This is a genomic window from Achromobacter sp. ACM05, assembly GCF_019218915.1.
Classification (GTDB): Bacteria; Pseudomonadota; Gammaproteobacteria; order Burkholderiales; family Burkholderiaceae_B; genus Achromobacter; species Achromobacter animicus.
Genome location: NZ_JAHUWQ010000001.1, coordinates 1742713 through 1759207 on the forward strand (window position 1 = coordinate 1742713; position 16495 = coordinate 1759207).

General features: G+C 66.5%; 14 protein-coding genes. 3 read left to right on the forward strand and 11 right to left on the reverse strand.

Going from position 1 to position 16495, the window contains the following annotated elements:
* Window positions 1-2: 2 nt before the first annotated feature.
* A complete protein-coding gene (locus tag KW836_RS07915; RefSeq protein ID WP_175122552.1) occupies window positions 3-1601 on the reverse strand; it encodes an MDR family MFS transporter in 1599 nt (532 codons plus the stop codon).
* Window positions 1602-2013: 412 nt separating this feature from the next.
* Between KW836_RS07915 and KW836_RS07920 the strand changes: the two genes are divergently transcribed.
* Window positions 2014-4512 (forward strand): AsmA family protein, encoded by a 2499-nt coding sequence (locus tag KW836_RS07920; protein WP_175122553.1) that lies wholly within the window; start codon window positions 2014-2016, stop codon window positions 4510-4512.
* Window positions 4509-4895 (forward strand): MOSC N-terminal beta barrel domain-containing protein, encoded by a 387-nt coding sequence (locus KW836_RS07925; protein ID WP_175122554.1) that lies wholly within the window; start codon window positions 4509-4511, stop codon window positions 4893-4895. The genes KW836_RS07920 and KW836_RS07925 overlap by 4 nt, the downstream gene beginning before the upstream one ends.
* A 19-nt stretch (window positions 4896-4914) precedes the next feature.
* On the opposite strand, the gene KW836_RS07930 is transcribed toward KW836_RS07925, so the two are convergent.
* The 4 genes from KW836_RS07930 to rsmD all read right to left on the reverse strand — a co-directional run bounded on the left by KW836_RS07930 (window position 4915) and on the right by rsmD (window position 7626).
* Entirely contained in the window at window positions 4915-6138 is a 1224-nt protein-coding gene (locus KW836_RS07930) for a benzoate/H(+) symporter BenE family transporter (RefSeq protein WP_175122555.1), read from the reverse strand.
* The gene (locus KW836_RS07935; RefSeq protein ID WP_006391351.1) at window positions 6135-6386 is read right to left on the reverse strand and encodes a YfhL family 4Fe-4S dicluster ferredoxin; all 252 of its coding nucleotides are present in this window, start codon (window positions 6384-6386) and stop codon (window positions 6135-6137) included. The genes KW836_RS07930 and KW836_RS07935 overlap by 4 nt, the downstream gene beginning before the upstream one ends.
* A gap of 112 nt (window positions 6387-6498) precedes the next feature.
* Complete coding sequence (gene coaD / locus KW836_RS07940) at window positions 6499-7002, reverse strand: pantetheine-phosphate adenylyltransferase (RefSeq protein ID WP_056325406.1); 504 nt, start codon at window positions 7000-7002, stop codon at window positions 6499-6501.
* A gap of 18 nt (window positions 7003-7020) precedes the next feature.
* Window positions 7021-7626: a 16S rRNA (guanine(966)-N(2))-methyltransferase RsmD gene (gene rsmD / locus KW836_RS07945; protein ID WP_175122810.1), complete on the reverse strand. Its 606-nt coding sequence runs from the start codon at window positions 7624-7626 to the stop codon at window positions 7021-7023.
* 469 nt (window positions 7627-8095) lie between these two features.
* Here rsmD and ftsY point away from each other — a divergent pair, with 469 nt between their 5' ends.
* A complete protein-coding gene (gene ftsY / locus KW836_RS07950; RefSeq protein WP_218342905.1) occupies window positions 8096-9127 on the forward strand; it encodes a signal recognition particle-docking protein FtsY in 1032 nt (343 codons plus the stop codon).
* A gap of 231 nt (window positions 9128-9358) precedes the next feature.
* On the opposite strand, the gene KW836_RS07955 is transcribed toward ftsY, so the two are convergent.
* From KW836_RS07955 to phnC, 6 genes are all read right to left on the reverse strand, one after another.
* On the reverse strand, window positions 9359-11554 hold the full coding sequence (locus KW836_RS07955) for a phosphocholine-specific phospholipase C (RefSeq protein WP_218342906.1): 2196 nt from the start codon (window positions 11552-11554) through the stop codon (window positions 9359-9361).
* A gap of 46 nt (window positions 11555-11600) precedes the next feature.
* A complete protein-coding gene (locus KW836_RS07960) occupies window positions 11601-11798 on the reverse strand; it encodes a hypothetical protein (RefSeq protein ID WP_175137534.1) in 198 nt (65 codons plus the stop codon).
* 275 nt (window positions 11799-12073) lie between these two features.
* Window positions 12074-13732, reverse strand: coding sequence for a CYTH and CHAD domain-containing protein (locus KW836_RS07965; RefSeq protein ID WP_218342907.1), 1659 nt, complete (start codon window positions 13730-13732; stop codon window positions 12074-12076).
* Between the two features lie 285 nt (window positions 13733-14017).
* Complete coding sequence (gene phnE / locus KW836_RS07970) at window positions 14018-14842, reverse strand: phosphonate ABC transporter, permease protein PhnE (protein ID WP_175122559.1); 825 nt, start codon at window positions 14840-14842, stop codon at window positions 14018-14020.
* Window positions 14839-15726: a phosphonate ABC transporter, permease protein PhnE gene (phnE, locus tag KW836_RS07975; RefSeq protein WP_175122560.1), complete on the reverse strand. Its 888-nt coding sequence runs from the start codon at window positions 15724-15726 to the stop codon at window positions 14839-14841. The genes phnE (KW836_RS07970) and phnE (KW836_RS07975) overlap by 4 nt, the downstream gene beginning before the upstream one ends.
* Window positions 15723-16493, reverse strand: a complete 771-nt coding sequence (phnC, locus tag KW836_RS07980; RefSeq protein WP_175122561.1) for a phosphonate ABC transporter ATP-binding protein — start codon at window positions 16491-16493, stop codon at window positions 15723-15725. Before phnC ends, phnE (KW836_RS07975) begins: the two co-directional genes overlap by 4 nt.
* Between the last annotated feature and the right edge of the window lie 2 nt (window positions 16494-16495).

Genomic DNA, 16495 nt, shown 5'->3' on the forward strand with positions numbered 1-16495 from the left:
AGCTACTCTCCGACGCCGGCGGGCTCCGGTTTGGATGGCCGGACCAGTTGCACCAGGGGCACGCGCCGCACGCACCAGAGTGCGAAGACGGCGACGGCGAGGGCGATGAGTTGCCCTTCATGGATGGCGCCCACCAGCGCGATGCGCGCGATTTCGATGAGCGACGTTCCGTCCTGGCCTTGATGGGCCAATTGTGCCAGGAACTCGGTCTGGGCCGCCGGGTTGACCAGCATCTGCGGGTCGTTGAGCTTGGGCAGCCACTGCGCTGAAGCGCCGCGCAGGGTGGATTCGACGCCGCTGAAGTAGCTGTGGCTGACCATGGTGCCGACGACGGCGGTGCCCAGCATGCCGCCGATCATGCGCAGGGATTGCAGAAGCGCGGTGGCGATGCCCAGGTGGCTGCGGCCGGCGGTCTGCTGGGCGAAGACGGTGAGGTTGGGCATGATGAAGCCCATGCCCAGGCCGGCCATCGTCATGTAGGCGCCGATCAGCAGGTGCGACGTGTAGCTGTGGGTCGTGACGATGCCCAGGCACGAGAACGCCATGAGAATGAAGCCGGCGTACAGCATGCGGTTGGGGTTGCGGATGCGCGTGATGATGCGGCCGTTGACGATGCTGCCGACGGTGATGAAGACGACCATGGGCGTGATGAGCAGGCCCGCCTGCTGGGGCGACAGCCCGAAGCCACCTTGCAGGAGCAGGGGCGCGTAAAAGAGCAGGGAATACATCGTCACGCCGACCAGCAGGGCCAGAGTGAAGAGCATGGCCAGGCCGCGGTTGCGGAACATATCCAGGGGCAGGAGCGGATGCGGGCAGCGGCGTTCCCACCAGATCAGGGCAGCGAAGGCGGCGATGCTGCCGGCGCCCAGCATCACGAGGGAGGGCGTGAAGCCGTCCTTGGGCAGGAGTTCCACGAGCAACTGCATGGTCCCCAGCGCCACGGCGATCAAGATCGCACCCTGCCAGTCCAGCCGGACCTTGCCCGGACTCTGGTTGCGCAGGTGCGGCAGGTAGCGGGCGACGAACCACAGGCCCAGGATGCCGATGGGCAGGTTGACGTAGAAGACGGAGCGCCAGCCGTAGTGTTCCGTCAGGGCGCCGCCGAGCGTGGGACCGACCGCGTTGGCGATGCCGAAGGCGGCGCTGAGCATGACCTGCCAGCGCAGCCGGACGTGGGGATCCGGGAAAAGATCGGGAATACAGGCGAAGGCGGTGCCGACGAGCATGCCCCCGCCGATGCCTTGCAGCGCCCGCGCCAGCACCAGTTCGAGCATCGTGTCGGCGGCGCCGCACAGGACCGAGGCCAGGGTGAACAACACGATGGCGGCCACGACGAAGGGTTTGCGGCCGTAGTAGTCGCCCAGCCGCCCGAAGATCGGCACGGTGATGACGGACGTCAGCAGGTAAGACGTCGCTACCCATGCATACAGTTCGAAGCCGCGAAGTTCCGCCACAATGGTGGGCAGCGCGGTGCCCACCACGGTCTGGTCGATGGCGACCAGCATCATCACGAAGCACATGCCCAGCATGGCCAGCAGGGTTTGCCGGAAGGGCAGCATCTGGCCGGGCGAGTGTGGAGAAGTGGGGGCGGGGGCGGTCATTGTTGGATGCATCAATAATTGATCGATCAATCATTCTAGCCCTACAATCCGCCGGTCAGGAAGCCGTCAGCTTGGCCGATCCCGCTGATCGGCCTGATTTGTTACGATAGCGGTTATCTGCACGCTGGGTTACCGGCGTCTTCAGCAGGCCTTCCTCGGTAGCACCTTCCTTTGGCGCCCATGCCGCAGGCTCGGCAGGAGCGAGGACACGCCCTGAAAGGCAAGCCTCTGAATGGCAAGTCGGTCCAGGCAAGTCCGTCAAGGCCAGCCCGGCAAGGCAAACCTGACAGGCAAGCCCAGGATTGCAGACAGTTCAATAGGCCAGCGGTCTTCCGCCGGCAACGCACCTTCCCCGCGCGTGGCGCGGTGGGCGGTATCAAGGATTTCCAGTCGAGGTACCGACGGGGCAGCAATGAAAACGTGGTTCAAGCGCATTTTGATAGGCCTGGTAGTGTTGGTTGTCGTGGCCGTCGTCGGCCTGGCCATCTTCTTGCTGACATTCGACCCCAACGCGTACAAGTACAAGCTGGAAGAGCTTGTCCAGGAACGCTATCAACGCACGTTGACGATCGACGGCGAGATCGAGCTATCGCTCTTCCCGCGGATCGGCCTGTATGTACAGGGCGTCTCCCTGTCAGAACCCAATAGCACGGACACGTTTGCCTCCATCGAGAGCACGCGCCTTGCCGTGGCCGTGTGGCCGCTGCTGTCCAACAGCTTTGTCGTGGACCACGTTGCCATCAGCGGGCTGAAGGCGCGCGTGGTGCGGGACAAGCAGGGCCAATTCAATTTCAGCAATCTGGTGGGCGGCACGCAGCCGGTCACCGATTCGCCCAGCAACCCGGCCGAAGCGTTGGTTGGCGCGGCCCAGACCGCGGCGCAGGCGATCACCAGCGGCAACCTGCCGCCGACGCGCAACAACATGCAGATCGACATTGCCGGCCTGGACCTGAAGGACGGCGAAGTGCAGCTGCAGGACGCGATAACGGGCATGGCGGTCGCGTTCACGCGCATCAACGCCAACACCGGCCGCGTCACGTTCAACCAGCCGTTCGATGTGCGCATGACGGCGCGTGTCGAAGGCGGCTATCCGCGCGTGGATGCCAACCTGACCGGCCAGGCGCTGCTGACGCTGGACCCTTCCGCCAAGCGCTATGCCGCACAGCGGCTGGACCTGCGCATGGACGGCAAGCTGCCGGGCGCCGAGGCCAAGAGCCTGGTGATGCGCGGCAACCTGGCGTTCAATGGCCAGAAGTCCGCGTTGGACGTCGGTGGTCTGGAACTGCTGTTCCAGGGCGACGTGACCGAACCCTCGGTCAAGGCGACCAATGTGGAAGCCAGCGTGGCGATCCCCAAGCTGGCGATCGATCCGCACAAGAGCCAACTCCAGATCGAAAAGCTTGCCGTGCGCGCCAAGGGCGGCGTGGTTGATGGCCCCTTCGAACTGGCCGTCGATGCGCCGGCGCTCAATATTTCCCCCGCGTCGGCTACCGGCGAAGCCCTGACGGGCCGGGTGCGGATCAGCGGCCTGGATGCCAGCTTCGGCCTGAACGGCATCAGCGGAAACGCCGGCGAACTGGATATCAAGGAAGCCAAGCTGGACAGCACGTCCAAGAAGGGCGATCGTGTGGTGAAGCTGAATTTCGCGTCACCGCTCAGCCTGAACCTGCTGATGCGCAGCGGCGCCATGTCGGCGTTGCGTGGCGACGTGAACATCACCGATCCTGGCCTGCCCAAGGGCAGCCTGCAGATTCCGGTGATCGGCAGCCTGACGGTGGACCTGCTCAAGGATCAGGCCACCAGCAAGATCAATGCGGTGCTGGAAGGCGGCAAGTTCGATCTCAGCGCCGACATCACGAAGCTGACCGACACGCCGCAGATGAAGTTCGCGCTGGTCGTGGACACGCTGGATCTGGACAAGCTGGTGCCGCCCGTGGTGGCCGCGCCGCCCAAGCCGCCCGCGGACGGCAAGAAGGACGACAGCAAGCCCGCGCCGGCCCCGGCCCCCGCCGCACCGGTCGATGACACGATCAACCTGTCGGCGCTGGTCGGCCCCAGCGTCAACGGCACGCTGAAGGTCGGCAAGCTGGTCGTGCGTGGCCTGAAGGCCGACGAAGTCTCGGCCTCGGTCAAGCTGGACAAGGGCAAGCTCGACATCTCCGACCTCGCGGCGGGCCTCTACGGCGGCAAGCTGGCGGGGGCGCTGTCCGTGGACGCGGCGCAAGGCAATCAGATCGCCACCAAGATGACGCTGGCCGGCATCGCGATCGAACCGCTGCTGGTGGATCTGGCCAAGCGCAACGTGCTGAGCGGCACGGGCAACCTGACGCTGGACCTGAAGACCGGCGGCGCCAACGTCTACGCGATGAAGAGCGGCCTGGGTGGCACGCTGCAATTGAAGCTGCGGGATGGCGCCGTGAAGGGCATCGATCTGACGCAGACGTTGCGCGACCTGAAAGCCCGCTTCTCGCCGGATGCGCAGAACGAAACGGTGGCTGCGGACACGGGCAAGCAGACGCAGTTCTCGGAACTGGACGCGGACTTCGCCATCGCCAAGGGCATTGCCACCGTCAAGCGCCTGAACTTCGTGTCGCCGCTGCTGCGGGTCACGCAGGGCGAGCCGGCCAGCATCGACTTCGTCAAGAGCGAGCTGGATCTGGTGGCGCGCGCTCGGGTCATCAACCCGGCGGCGAATCCCGATGGCAAGGAACTGATCGACCTGAAGGACGTGACTATCCCCGTCCATTTCAAGGGCCCGTTCGACAACCCTTCGTACACGCTGCTCTGGAAGGACGCCATCGGCGGCATTCTGAAGCGCAGCCTGGAGAACAAGCTCAAGGAAGCGGTCTCCGGCAAGGGCAAGAGCGGCGCCGCGGTGGACAAGGCCTTGAAAGGATTGCTGGGCAAATGAGCGCAGAACAGTTCCAGCCGATCGCCGAATGCGGCGTGACGACACAGGCGCAAGCGGCCGGCTATCACCGCCAGTGGCTGGTGGCCAATGATTCGGGGCAGTGGTTGAACCGCGAGCTGTGCCCTCGCCTGGCCGAGGTGTCGGTGGAGCTGCGTCTGGGTTATCTGGTGCTGAAGGCGCCGGGCATGCTGCGCATGGACATTCCGCTGGACGTGATCGAAGACGACGACAGCGTGCGCTACAGCATGATGGTGGGCGAGCAGACCATCGACGTCGTTGACGAAGGCGAGCTGGCCGCGGCCTGGATCTCGAACTTCGTGCAGGTGCCTTGCCGCATCATGAAGGTGCACCCGGACACGCCCGTGTCCGCTTGGCCGGCCTGAACGCGGCCAGCGCCGGTTTTCAAGCGCCCGCTCGGGCGCGCTTGTATTCGAAAGCGGTGTGAGCCACGAGGCCCGCCGCGAGGCCCCAGAAGGCCGACCCAATTCCCCAGAAACTGAATCCCGACGCGGTCGAAAGCAACGTGATGAGCGCGGCTTCCCGCCGTTGCGGATTGGCCATGGCGGCGGCCATGCCGCCCATGATGGTGCCCAGCAGCGCCAGTCCGGCCAGCGCCGCAAGCAGCGCGGCGGGCAGTGCCTGGAAGAAGACCGCAACCGCGCCCGCGACGATGCTGAGCGCGACGTAGCTGACGCCGTAGGTGGCGGCGGCGATGTAGCGCTTGCCCGGGTCGGGATGCGCTTCGGGCCCGGTGCAGATGGCCGCGCTGATCGCGCCCATGGTGACGCTATGCGCGCCAAAGGGGGCGGCCACCAGGCCCAGCAGGCCAGTGGCGGCGACCAGGCGCGATGCGGGCGGACGGTAGCCTGCGGCCTGCAGGATGGCCAGACCGGGCAGGTTCTGCGACGCCATGGCCACGACAAAGAGCGGAATGCCCAGGCTGACCGCGGCCTGTGCGCTGAAGGCGGGCGTGGTCCACACGAATTCGGTCAGGCGCCAATCCAGCTGGTCGACCTGCATGAGGCCCATTCCGGCCGCCATGGCCACCGCCACGGCCATCACCACCAGCACCGCGTAACGCGGCGCCCAGCGGCGGCACAGCAGGTAGGCGGCGCACATGGCCAGCACCAGCGCGGGCTGCTTGTTGATGTTGCTGAAGATGCCCATGCCGAAATTGAGCAGCACGCCGGCCAGCATGGCGGCGGCGACCTCGCCGGGAATGCGGCGCAGGATGGGATCGATCCAGCCGAACAGCCCGCAGGCCAGCGTCAGGCCGGCTGCCAGCACAAAGGCGCCGACGGCTTCATTGAAGGGGACGCCTGCCAGCGCGGTGACGAGCAGCGCCGCGCCGGGCGTGGACCACGCCATGACCACGGGCAGGCCCGTGCGCAGGCTGTAGAACGCGCCGCCCAGGCCCAGCACCAGGCTCAGCGAGCCGATCCACGAGCCGATGCGTGCGGCATCCAGGCCCGCGGCATGACCCGCCTGCACCATCAGCACGGCGGTGCCGCCAAAACTGACCAGGACGGCGACCAGCCCGGCAGCGACCGCGGACGCGGAGATGTCGCGGCGGGCGTGGTGCGGGGAGGGGGAAAGGTTGATACTGGGCGGCGCCGCGTCGCTCATGCGGCACCGGTGAGGCGGCGGTACTTGGCCATGAGCTGCTCCTGGCCTTCATTCCATTGCGGGTGCAGCTCGATGCACTCCACGGGACAGACCACCTTGCACTGGGGCTCGTCGTGATGGCCGACGCATTCCGTGCACCGGTCGGGGTCGATGACGTAGTAGTCCTCGCCCATGGAGATCGCGTCGTTCGGGCACTGGGGCTCGCAAACGTCGCAATTGATGCATTCTTCGGTGATGGTCAGGGCCATGATGGGCAACGGAAAGGCGATTGGCCCGGCCATTGTAGCGCCGGGCGGCCGGGGCCCGGAAAGCGCGAAAAGGGCGCTTGCGCGCCCCTTCGGGGATGTTGCAGACGGGGCTTCAGCCCGGCCAGGATTGTTCGCGGCGTTCCTTGGCCTTTTCCTGCAGCCAGCGCTCGACCGACGGGAACACGAACTTGCTGACGTCGCCGCCAAGCTGGGCGATTTCGCGGACGATGGTGCCCGAGATGAACTGGTACTGGTCGGACGGCGTCATGAAGAGCGTCTCGACATCCGGCAGCAGATGGCGGTTCATGCCGGCCATCTGGAATTCGTATTCGAAGTCGGACACGGCGCGCAGCCCGCGCACGATGACGCGGCCATTCTGTTCGCGCACGAAGTCCTTGAGCAGGCCGCCAAAGCTTTGCACTTCCACGTTGGGATAGTGTCCCAGCACTTCGCGCGCGATATCCACGCGCTCGTCGATGCTGAAGAAGGGCTTCTTGTTGCGGCTAGTGGCGATCCCCACCACGACTTTGTCGAAAAGCGTGGCTGCACGGCGAACCAGGTCCTCGTGGCCCCTGGTCAGCGGGTCGAAAGTGCCGGGATAAACAGCGATGATCATGCGAGCTCCGTACCGTTATTAGTGGTGTACACCATCCTCCGAAGCCGGATTATTGATCGATTTGCGCAATGCAGCAAATTCCAGAAGATGGAAGTGCACGGCGCCGGCCTTGTCCTGCCGCAGAATCTCGAATCCTTCGGGGGCTTCGATGGCGGATTCCGCCTCGACATAGACTAGTCCATGATCGGTCAGAATGCCCGGCAGGATCGGCCACAGGCGCGGCAGCCAGCCCTGTCCAAAGGGCGGATCCAGCAGGATGAGGTCAAACCGGGACGCATCCATCCGTTCGGCGACCTGCATCGCATCGCCCACATGGATGCGTATCATGTCGGCTTTGAGCTTGTCGCGCAGTGTCCGCAGCGCGGACGCGGCGGTCCTGTCCCGCTCGACCATCTGCACATGCGCCACGCCGCGCGAGGCCGCCTCGAAGCCCAGGGCGCCGCTGCCGGCAAAAAGATCCAGCACCTGCTTGTCGGCGAACTCGCCGCCCCACAGGTGTGTAAGCCAGTTGAAAAGCGTTTCGCGGACCCGGTCGGGCGTGGGACGCAGCGTCTCCACGTCGGGCACGGCGATGGGGGTGCGCCTGTATTGGCCCCCGACGATACGAATATACTTGTTACCCATGTTTAGCCGCTTCTTCAAGAAAAAATCCCCTCCGCCCGCCACGCCGGCTCAGCCCGCGTCGCCGCCGGAGGTTGTCGACGCGCCAGTCGCGCCCGCGGAGCCGTCTTCGGCTCCGTCCAGCCCGGCGCCTGCGTCGGCAGCTCCCGAGCTTCGTCAGGAACCGGTTGCGCCGGTTGCAGCGCCGGTCACTGCGCCTGTTCCGGCGCCAGTGACCCCGCCGGTCCCGGCTGCGCCTACGCCAGCGCCGGCCGTCTCGGTAACGCCTGCGCCGGCGACGACGTCTGCACAGCCTGCGCCGACTCCGACTCCCACTCCGACTCCGACTCCGGCCGCGCCGTCCCTCACGCGTACCGCGCCGGCTTCCGCACCGGTGGCGGCGCCTGCAACAGCCGCTGCCGCCACGCCCGCCACTGAGCCGTTCCGCGCACCGCAGCCGCCCGTCCCGGCGCCTGCACCGGTCGTCGCGCCCGTGCCGGCACCTGCGCCTGTAGTCCCGGCACCTGCGCCGGTATCAACGCTTGCGCCTGTCGCGGCGCCTGCGCCGGTTGTCCCAGCTGTCCCGGAACCCGCACCCGCCGAGGCGCCCAAGAAGGCCTCCTGGCTGTCGCGCCTGAAGCAAGGACTGTCCCGCACGGGCCAAAGCATCGGCGGCATTTTTGTCGGCGTGAAGGTCGACGAGAACCTGTTCGAGGAACTCGAATCGGCCCTCATTATGGCCGATGCCGGCCTTGAGGCCACCGAGAAGCTTCTGACCGCGCTGCGCGCGCGCGTCAAGAAGGAACGCATCGAAGACCCAGCCAAGGTGAAGACGGCGTTGCGCCAACTGCTGGCCGATCATCTTCGTCCGCTGGAGCGCGCCTTTGATCTGAAGCGCACGCAACCGCTGGTGGTCATGATTGCCGGCGTGAACGGCGCGGGCAAGACCACGTCCATCGGCAAGCTGGCGCATACGTTCCAGCGCCAGGGCGCCAGCGTGCTGCTGGCCGCCGGCGACACGTTCCGCGCCGCCGCACGCGAGCAGTTGGTGGAATGGGGCAGCCGCAACAACGTCAGCGTGATTTCTCAGGATGGCGGCGATCCCGCCGCCGTGGCGTTCGATTCGGTCAATGCCGGTCGCGCGCGCGGCATGGGCGTGGTGATGGTGGATACGGCCGGTCGTCTGCCCACGCAGCTGCACCTGATGGAAGAACTGAAGAAGATCCGCCGCGTCATCGGCAAGGCGGACGCCAGCGCGCCGCACGAGGTGCTGCTGGTGGTGGACGGCAACACGGGTCAGAATGCGCTGGCGCAGATCCGCGCGTTTGACGCCGCGATCAACCTGACCGGCCTGGTGGTGACCAAGCTGGACGGCACCGCAAAGGGCGGCACGCTGGCCGCCGTCGCAGCCGGCAGCCAAGGCGTGCGCCCGGTGCCGGTGTACTGGATCGGCGTCGGCGAAAGCCTGGAAGACCTGCAGCCCTTCGTGGCGGACGAGTTCGCGGCGGCGTTGCTGGCCGACTGAGTCCGTTCATTCGGAACTCATCGCTGTCTTGCAAGAGGCCGTAAAGGCCCAGGAAGACCCATCTGACGGGACGACGCGAAAGCGCCGTCCCGTTGTCGTTTCCTGGGCAGGCGCAGCCACGAATCGCGCTGTGAACGGCGCCGTCAGCGGCGTCCACCAACGGCGCCAGGCGCAGCGCCACCAGCGCCACACGCAGCGCCACCAGCGCCACCCGCAGCGCCGGCGTCCGCTTTACCCGACCTGACCCATCGCCGGATCGCTGATCAGATCCTTGCCCGTCTCCATCCGACCGGCAAAGCGCCGCTGGAACGCCGCATACCCCTCGCAAGCAACCGCGAAGTCATACCACTGGCCGCTGTCGCTGACCGGCCACGCAAGCTCGCCGGTCTGTCCAGGTTCGACCGTCGCGGTCCAAGGACCGTCGCCGCGGTACGCCATCGCCTTGACGGTGAACGTGCAAGCCGTCGCGCCGTTGTTGTGCAGCTTGACCAGCACCTGCGGATCATCACACGGCACGTAGCACACCTGAATCTCCGGCTGAGCGCCGCCCGCCTGCATCAGATCGCCCGCGAACGCGCGGTGAAAACCGTTCGGCCCCAGCACCCACAGGTCGTACTTGCCCGCGTCGCCTGACACGTCCCACGCGTCGTCCAGCGACTTGCCCGCTTCAACCACATAACGGCGCGGGATGCGGTCCAGATGCAGCTTGTCGTACACATGGAACACCGCCGCCGTCTTGGCCGAGCTGGCGTTGGCGAACAGCAGCCGGACCCGGTTCTCACGCACGTCCTCGCGGGCGCTGGCGTGCAGTTCATACGGCAACGCACGCGAGGGCCGTGTGCCTTGCGCCTGCGGAGCCAGCGTCTGTTGCGCCGGGATGGCGATGGCCGGTTGTGCCTCCTGCCAAGTGGTCAGGCCGTCGGCGTCCGTCTTGGTGCTGCGGCCGGACAGCGTGGGCAGCGGCGCGCCGTTGGGCGACACGAAGTTCAGCGTGGACGTGAGGTCGCCGCACACGGCGCGGCGGAATGCGCTGATGTTGGGTTCCATGACGCCGAAGCGCTGTTCGAGAAAGCGCAACGCCGAGGTGTGGTCGAACACCTGCGAATTGACCCAGCCGCCACGGCTCCACGGCGAGATCACCCACATCGGCACGCGCATGCCGGGACCGTAGGGTTTGCCATCGGCGGTCAACTGCTTGGGCGTGGCGGGCGTGTAGGTGTTGTACTCGAAGGCCATCTCGGCGTCCGTCAGCGTGGACTTGCCGGCCAGCGTGCCGTCGTCGTTGCGGGACGGCGCGCTGGGTGTGGGCATGTGGTCGAAGAAGCCGTCGTTCTCGTCGTACGTGACCAGGAACACGGTCTTGCTCCAGACCTCGGGCGACTGCGTCAGCGCGTCCAGCGCGGCCTGGATGTACCACGCACCCTTGGCGGGGCTCGAGGGGCCGGGGTGCTCGCTATACGCCGCCGGCGGGATGATCCACGACACCTCGGGCAGCGTGCCGTTCATCACGTCGTCGCGCAGGCTTTGCAGCAGGCCGCCGTCCGGCATGGTGTTGCCAAAGCCCTTGGCAAATGGGCTGAACTGGTCATCGATGGCTGGGTTGTACGCGGGACCGCCCTGGTTCGTGACCTGACGGTCCGCCGGCATTCTCTCGATCTCGGCGCGCCAGTGGCGAAAGCTCATCATCTCGTTGCAGCCGAAGTTGTCGGGGATGTTCTGGTAGACCTTCCAACTCACGCCGGCCTGCTGCAGGCGGTCGGCGTACGTCGTCCAGGTCCAGCCCTCGGTCGAAGGCCCCACGTCGGCGCCGTCGTTCATTTCGTTCATCACGACCGACACGTTGTCGCCGCTGGGGCCGTTGGTGCCCGTCCAGAAGAAGAGGCGGTTGGGGATCGTGCCCGCGTGCATCGCACAGTGGTAGCTGTCGCACAGCGTGAAGGCGTCGGCCAGCGCGCGGTGGAACGGCACTTCGGCGGTCTCGTAGTAGCCCATCGACAACGGCTGCTTGGCGCTGGGCCAGCGGTTCATGCGGCCGTGGTCCCAGGCGGCCTGACAGTTGGGCCACGAGTGCGGCGTGCTGCCCGCGCGCTGCGCGTTGCCCAGCCGCGCGTCCAGGTGATAAGGCAGTTCCAGCGTGCCGTCGCTGCGCGTTTGATGGAATACCGACTTGCCGTTGGCGAGCGGAATGGGGAAGCGGTCGCCGAAGCCGCGCACGCCCGGGAAGGTGCCGAAGTAGCCGTCGAATGAGCGGTTTTCCAGCATCAGCATCACGACGTGCTTGACGTCCTGGAGGGTGCCGGTGGGACTGTCGGCTTCAATCGCGAGGGCGCGGCGGATGCTGGGTGGAAACATCGACAAGGCGCTCATCGCCGCGGTGGCGCCGAGCGTGGTCGTGAAGAACTTTCTCTTGGAGGCGTCGATCGTCATTGGCTGTTCTGTCTGGAGTTTGCAGGAAACGGCAGCACTGCCGGCATCATGGCGCACAATGCGCCGCGCAGGTAGCCGGGGCGGGCGTCGTGGGCGTGGTGGGCGTCGTGGTAGGGGGCGGCGGCGCCGTTTCGTCCGTGTCGTCGTCGCCGCCGCAGGCGGCAAGCGAGAACACCAGCGAAAGCGCGCAGCAGGCCGCGAGGCCGCGTCTGGCAATGACCAGCAAGGGGGAAGTGGTTTGCATGAGTCCGTGTGCGTGGATGGGCGGACGGCCCGCGCTGGCCGTTGCGCCGTCACACAGGACGAGTGTCGGGCGGAAGCTGCGGGCCACGAATGCGCCCGGCAGTGTGTCCGGACGACAGCCAATGAGTATTGGCACGCCGGATGTCGACGAATTGACAGGGGCCTGACGCGAAGCTGTCAGGCGGCCCTTTTTTGAAACGCCATGCTAGATGCGTGTCCAGGTGAAATCGAATTCAACGCGGGACTTTCGCATGGGTTAAACGCGCGCGATGCGCGCTACTTCCAGAACGGTTTGCTGCGCGCGAGGTCGTCAAAGGCCTGCTGCGCTTCGACGACCAGTTCGTCCAGGCGTGCGCTGATCCAGCCCAGCGCGAACCAGGCTTGCGGATGCGTCGCCGTACACGACTGGTAGTAGTCCTTTGCCATCGCCAGGTCGTTGATTTCGCCCAGCACGTCCTGCACGCGGGACAGCAGCTTGCGATAGCCGCGCAGCTTGCTGGCGGGCAGCAGCGATTCAGCGAACGACAGACCATAGCGCAGGCGCTTGCCGCGCTTGCGCAGATCGTGGCGGGCGGGGATGTCCAGTGCCGCGAAATGCGTGCCCTGGTCGGCCACCTTGTCGTGCCAGCGGTGCAGGCGGCGGGCGAGCAGCTTGTGCAGGTGCTGCGGCTCGGGTTCCGGCGTCAGCATCGGGATGATGGTGGGCTTGACGATGGGACCGGCCACACCGCCTTCCAGCCGGATGGCGGGCTCGGGCGCGGCGTCGCTGGGCGTGCCGTTGGCGATGGTCTGGCTGTCCGTGTCGGGTTGCACGGGCGGCACGTCGAGCGACCATTCCAGCAGCGTGAGCAACCATGCCTGGAAGGCCTGGCCGCCCGCGATGGTCTGGGCGTCTTCGTCGGGCGGCGCGGCTTCCATGGGGATCACGGGCATGCCGGCGCGCAGCAGCGCGGGGGCGACGGTTTCGTTCAGCACGTCCTGATCGCGGTTGGCGCCGAACGCCGCGAAGTGCGTGCGCACACCCTGCAGCAGCGCGTCGGGCACCGGGGCGATCCAGCCGTCGAAGAGCTTCCAGGCCGACCGCAGCCGGCGCACGCCGACGCGCAGTTGATGCACGTGCTCGGAGTTGCCGGCGCGGTAGACGCCTTCAGTGTCGACCTCGGCCAGCACCGCCGCATTGCGGCAGATCTGGTCCAGGCATTCGGCCGCGATCGCGCCCATGGCCTGCGGCGGCGTCATGTCGTCGCGCAGCTTCACGGACGACGCGCCGCGCGGGGACCAGAACTGGGCGATGGCCTGCGCGCGGCGCGCTTCGTGGTCGTCGCCGGCAGCGGCGTCGACCTCGGCCAGGCGATTCGCCAATTGGGCCAGCGCGTCGCCGCGTTCGGACTTGCTGCGGGGATCCAGGATCAGCGCATGACGCTGTTGCCAGCCGCGCGCCGCCGCGAAGATGGCGGCGGGACGGCCCGACACCAGTTCGAATTCCAGTTCTGAGATCGGCAGTTCCAGCGCGCCAGCGCGCAGGATGCCGGTGTCGTAGGCCAGCTCGACCGTGCCGAAGCGCGTGCGGATCTTGCGCAAGAGGCGCTGCACGTCGGTTTCATAGCGCAGGCCCAGTTCGCCCTTGATGGCAGACAGCGGGCCCTCGACGTCGGTGCCGGCATAGACGGACAGGTCGAGCACGGGACCGGGCCGGGGGTGGTTCATCTCGATGCGCGAGATCGCATCGGCGCCGGGCATCTTCAGCGTCTGCACCCAATCGGAGCCTTCCTGCCGCAGCCGGACGGCGATGCGCGCCCGCGCAAGCTCGCGTTCCGGCGTGTCGAAATACATGGCATGCAAGCGAATGCGCGTGGCCTCGCGTTGCTTGACTTCACGCAGCACGGCCTGGCGTGAAGCCGTGGGCACGTGCAGTTTCAATTCCTGTTCCGACATGGCAGCGGGTGTCCAACGGCAAAAGCCAAGATGTTAATCAAGGCGGGGGTGCGTTTTGATGACCGTTCATATTTTGTTCACATTGAGCATAGACGTGATCGCGGCGCAAAAACAAGGCGGCCCATCAAGGGCGACGAGGCGCTTTTGCGTTGCTTGCGAACAGAAAGGAAAGTGCGGATGTCAGTCACCGGAACGCGCTCGCTCAAAGAAAACGCCGCCCCATGTGGGGCGGCGAAGGGAGCGCGAGTCAGGGGAAACCGACAGGCGTAAAGCGGTGCGGCGGCGCTACAGGATGCGTTTGCGCGCCTGGGTGATGATGACTTCGGCCAGCACGACGACTACGAAGATCGCGGCCAGCACCAGCGCGACGCGGTCCCACTGGAACAGGTTCAGCGCGGTATCCAGCGCCATGCCGATGCCGCCGGCGCCGACCAGTCCCAGCACCGCGGATTCGCGCACGTTGATGTCCCAGCGCAGCAGCACGATGGACCAGAACGCCGGGCGGATCTGCGGCCAGTAGGCGTACCAGATCACCGAGGCCTTGCTGGCGCCGGTGGCCGTGACGGCTTCGATGGGGCCGCGCTGGGCTTCCTCGATGGCTTCGCCGACCAGCTTGCCGACAAAGCCGATCGAGCGGAAGGCGATGGCCAGCGTGCCGGCCAGGGCGCCCGGTCCGAAGATGGCGATGAACAGCAGCGCCCACACCAGCGAATTGACCGAACGGCTGGACACCAGGATCAGGCGGGCCAGCATGTTGATGGTCTTGCTGGGCGTGAGGTTGTTGGCCGCCAGCAGACCCACCGGCACCGCCATGAACACCGAAAGAATGGTGCCCAAGGTGGCGATGTGCAGCGTTTCGATCAGGGCCGCGTGTACGCCATCCGGGTAGTAGGCCCAGTCGATCGGCCACATCCGGCGGAAGAGGTCGGCCATCTGTTCCGGTGCGTCGTACAGGAACTCGGGGATGACCTCCACGCCGCGGATCGCTTGCACAACCGCCGCCACGAGCAGCAGGTACAGCGCAAAGCGCAGCAGGCGCTGGCCCATGCTGTAGCGCTGCCAGACACGCGGCTGGCCGGCGGGGTTCAAGGGGGAGACGTGGGCGTTCATTCTTCCACCTCCGCCTTGCGCGCGGCCGTCGGCTTGCTGCTGCCCAGACCGCGGGCGCCAGCGAAGCGGCTTTGCAGGATGCGGTCAAAGCCCAGGTTGTCCAGGAACACCGCCCGCACGAAGCCGGCCAGGATTTCACCCAGCATGATGATCGCGATCAGGGTCAGCAGGATGGCGCTGACGAAGTCGTAATCGAAGCGCTGGAAGGCCGAGAACAACGTGCCGCCCACGCCGCCCGCGCCCACGATCCCCACCATGGTGGAGTTGCGCAGGTTGGAGTCGAACTGATAGGTGGCAAAGCCGATGAAACGCGCGAACACCTGCGGCAGCACGCCAAAGACGATGACGTTGGAGAACGACGCGCCGGTCGCGCGCACCGCTTCGACCTGCTTGAGCGAGATTTCCTCAATGGCTTCGGTGAAGAGCTTGCCGATGAAGCCGATGGACGCGACGGTCAGCGCCAGGATGCCGGCCAGCGCGCCAAAGCCCACGGCCTTGACGAACAGGATGGCGACGATGACCGGGTGCAGCGCGCGGCACAGCGCGACGATCGAACGCGCGGGCCACGAAATCCAGGCGGGCATCAGGTTGCGCGCGCCCAGGAGGCCCACGGGCAGGGCAAGGAAGATGCCCAGCATCGACGCCAGGACCGCGATTTCAAGACTTTCGGCGATGCCCTTCCACAAGGTGGCGGGCTTTTCGAAATTGGGCGGGAACATGCGCGCCAGGAACGTCGACGCATGGCCCATGCCGGCTTCGAAGCGCGACCAGCTGAAGTCCAGCTGCGCGGCGGCATAGACGGTGTAGAGCACCAGCAGCAGCACGCCTGCCTTGGCGCGCCCTGACATGGCGAAGGGGCGGATGCCGCCCCGGGGTTGCGTCATTCCAGCCAAGACTCGCCTCCGTAGATGGTCTTGAGCATGGTCGCGTCCAGGCCCTGGCCGTCGCCGTCGTAGACTACGTGGCCGCCTGACATGCCCACGATGCGCGTGGCATAGCGGCGCGCCAGTTCGACGTCGTGGATGTTGACGATGACGGGGATGCCCGAGGCGCTGCCCTGCGCGGACAGCAGTTCCATGATTTCGACGGAGGTCTTGGGATCCAGCGACGACGTCGGCTCGTCGGCCAGCAGCACCTGCGGGCGCTGCATCAGCGCGCGGGCAATGCCCACGCGCTGGCGCTGGCCGCCCGACAGCGCATCGGCGCGCTGGTCGGCAAACCCGGCCAGGCCCACGGTGTCGAGCAGCTTGTAGGCGTGCTCGATGTCCTCGGGCTCGAAGCGGCGCATCCAGGCCTTCATGGCCGAGGTGTACCCCAGCCGGCCGGTCAGCAGGTTTTCCATCACGGTCAGGCGTTCGACCAGGTTGTATTCCTGGAACACCATGCCGATGCGGCGGCGCGCGCGGCGCAGCGACGCGCCGCGCACTTGCGCCAAGTCCACGGTGCCGTCCTGGGACTGCAGGATGATCTCGCCCTTGGTGGGTTCGATCAGCCGGTTGATGCAGCGCAGGAGCGTGCTTTTGCCGGTGCCCGAAGGACCGATGATGGCGGTGAGCCCCTGACCGGCGATCTGCAGGTCAATGCCGTTCAGTACCGGCCGGCCGGCCCGGTATTCCTTGACCAGGCCGGAAATGCGTAGCGACGTCGTCATGC

Bases quoted from the DNA above. Each gene is read 5' to 3' on its own strand.
- KW836_RS07935 (WP_006391351.1), bottom strand. From the start codon at position 6,386: ATGGCCCTGACCATCACCGAAGAATGCATCAATTGCGACGTTTGCGAG.
- phnE (WP_175122559.1), bottom strand. From the start codon at position 14,842: ATGAACGCCCACGTCTCCCCCTTGAACCCCGCCGGCCAGCCGCGTGTC.
- KW836_RS07930 (WP_175122555.1), bottom strand. From the start codon at position 6,138: ATGAGCGACGCGGCGCCGCCCAGTATCAACCTTTCCCCCTCCCCGCAC.
- coaD (WP_056325406.1), bottom strand. From the start codon at position 7,002: ATGATCATCGCTGTTTATCCCGGCACTTTCGACCCGCTGACCAGGGGC.
- phnC (WP_175122561.1), bottom strand. From the start codon at position 16,493: ATGACGACGTCGCTACGCATTTCCGGCCTGGTCAAGGAATACCGGGCC.
- rsmD (WP_175122810.1), bottom strand. From the start codon at position 7,626: ATGGGTAACAAGTATATTCGTATCGTCGGGGGCCAATACAGGCGCACC.
- KW836_RS07915 (WP_175122552.1), bottom strand. From the start codon at position 1,601: ATGACCGCCCCCGCCCCCACTTCTCCACACTCGCCCGGCCAGATGCTG.
- KW836_RS07925 (WP_175122554.1), top strand. From the start codon at position 4,509: ATGAGCGCAGAACAGTTCCAGCCGATCGCCGAATGCGGCGTGACGACA.
- KW836_RS07960 (WP_175137534.1), bottom strand. From the start codon at position 11,798: ATGCAAACCACTTCCCCCTTGCTGGTCATTGCCAGACGCGGCCTCGCG.
- KW836_RS07955 (WP_218342906.1), bottom strand. From the start codon at position 11,554: ATGACGATCGACGCCTCCAAGAGAAAGTTCTTCACGACCACGCTCGGC.
- KW836_RS07965 (WP_218342907.1), bottom strand. From the start codon at position 13,732: ATGTCGGAACAGGAATTGAAACTGCACGTGCCCACGGCTTCACGCCAG.
- KW836_RS07920 (WP_175122553.1), top strand. From the start codon at position 2,014: ATGAAAACGTGGTTCAAGCGCATTTTGATAGGCCTGGTAGTGTTGGTT.
- phnE (WP_175122560.1), bottom strand. From the start codon at position 15,726: ATGACGCAACCCCGGGGCGGCATCCGCCCCTTCGCCATGTCAGGGCGC.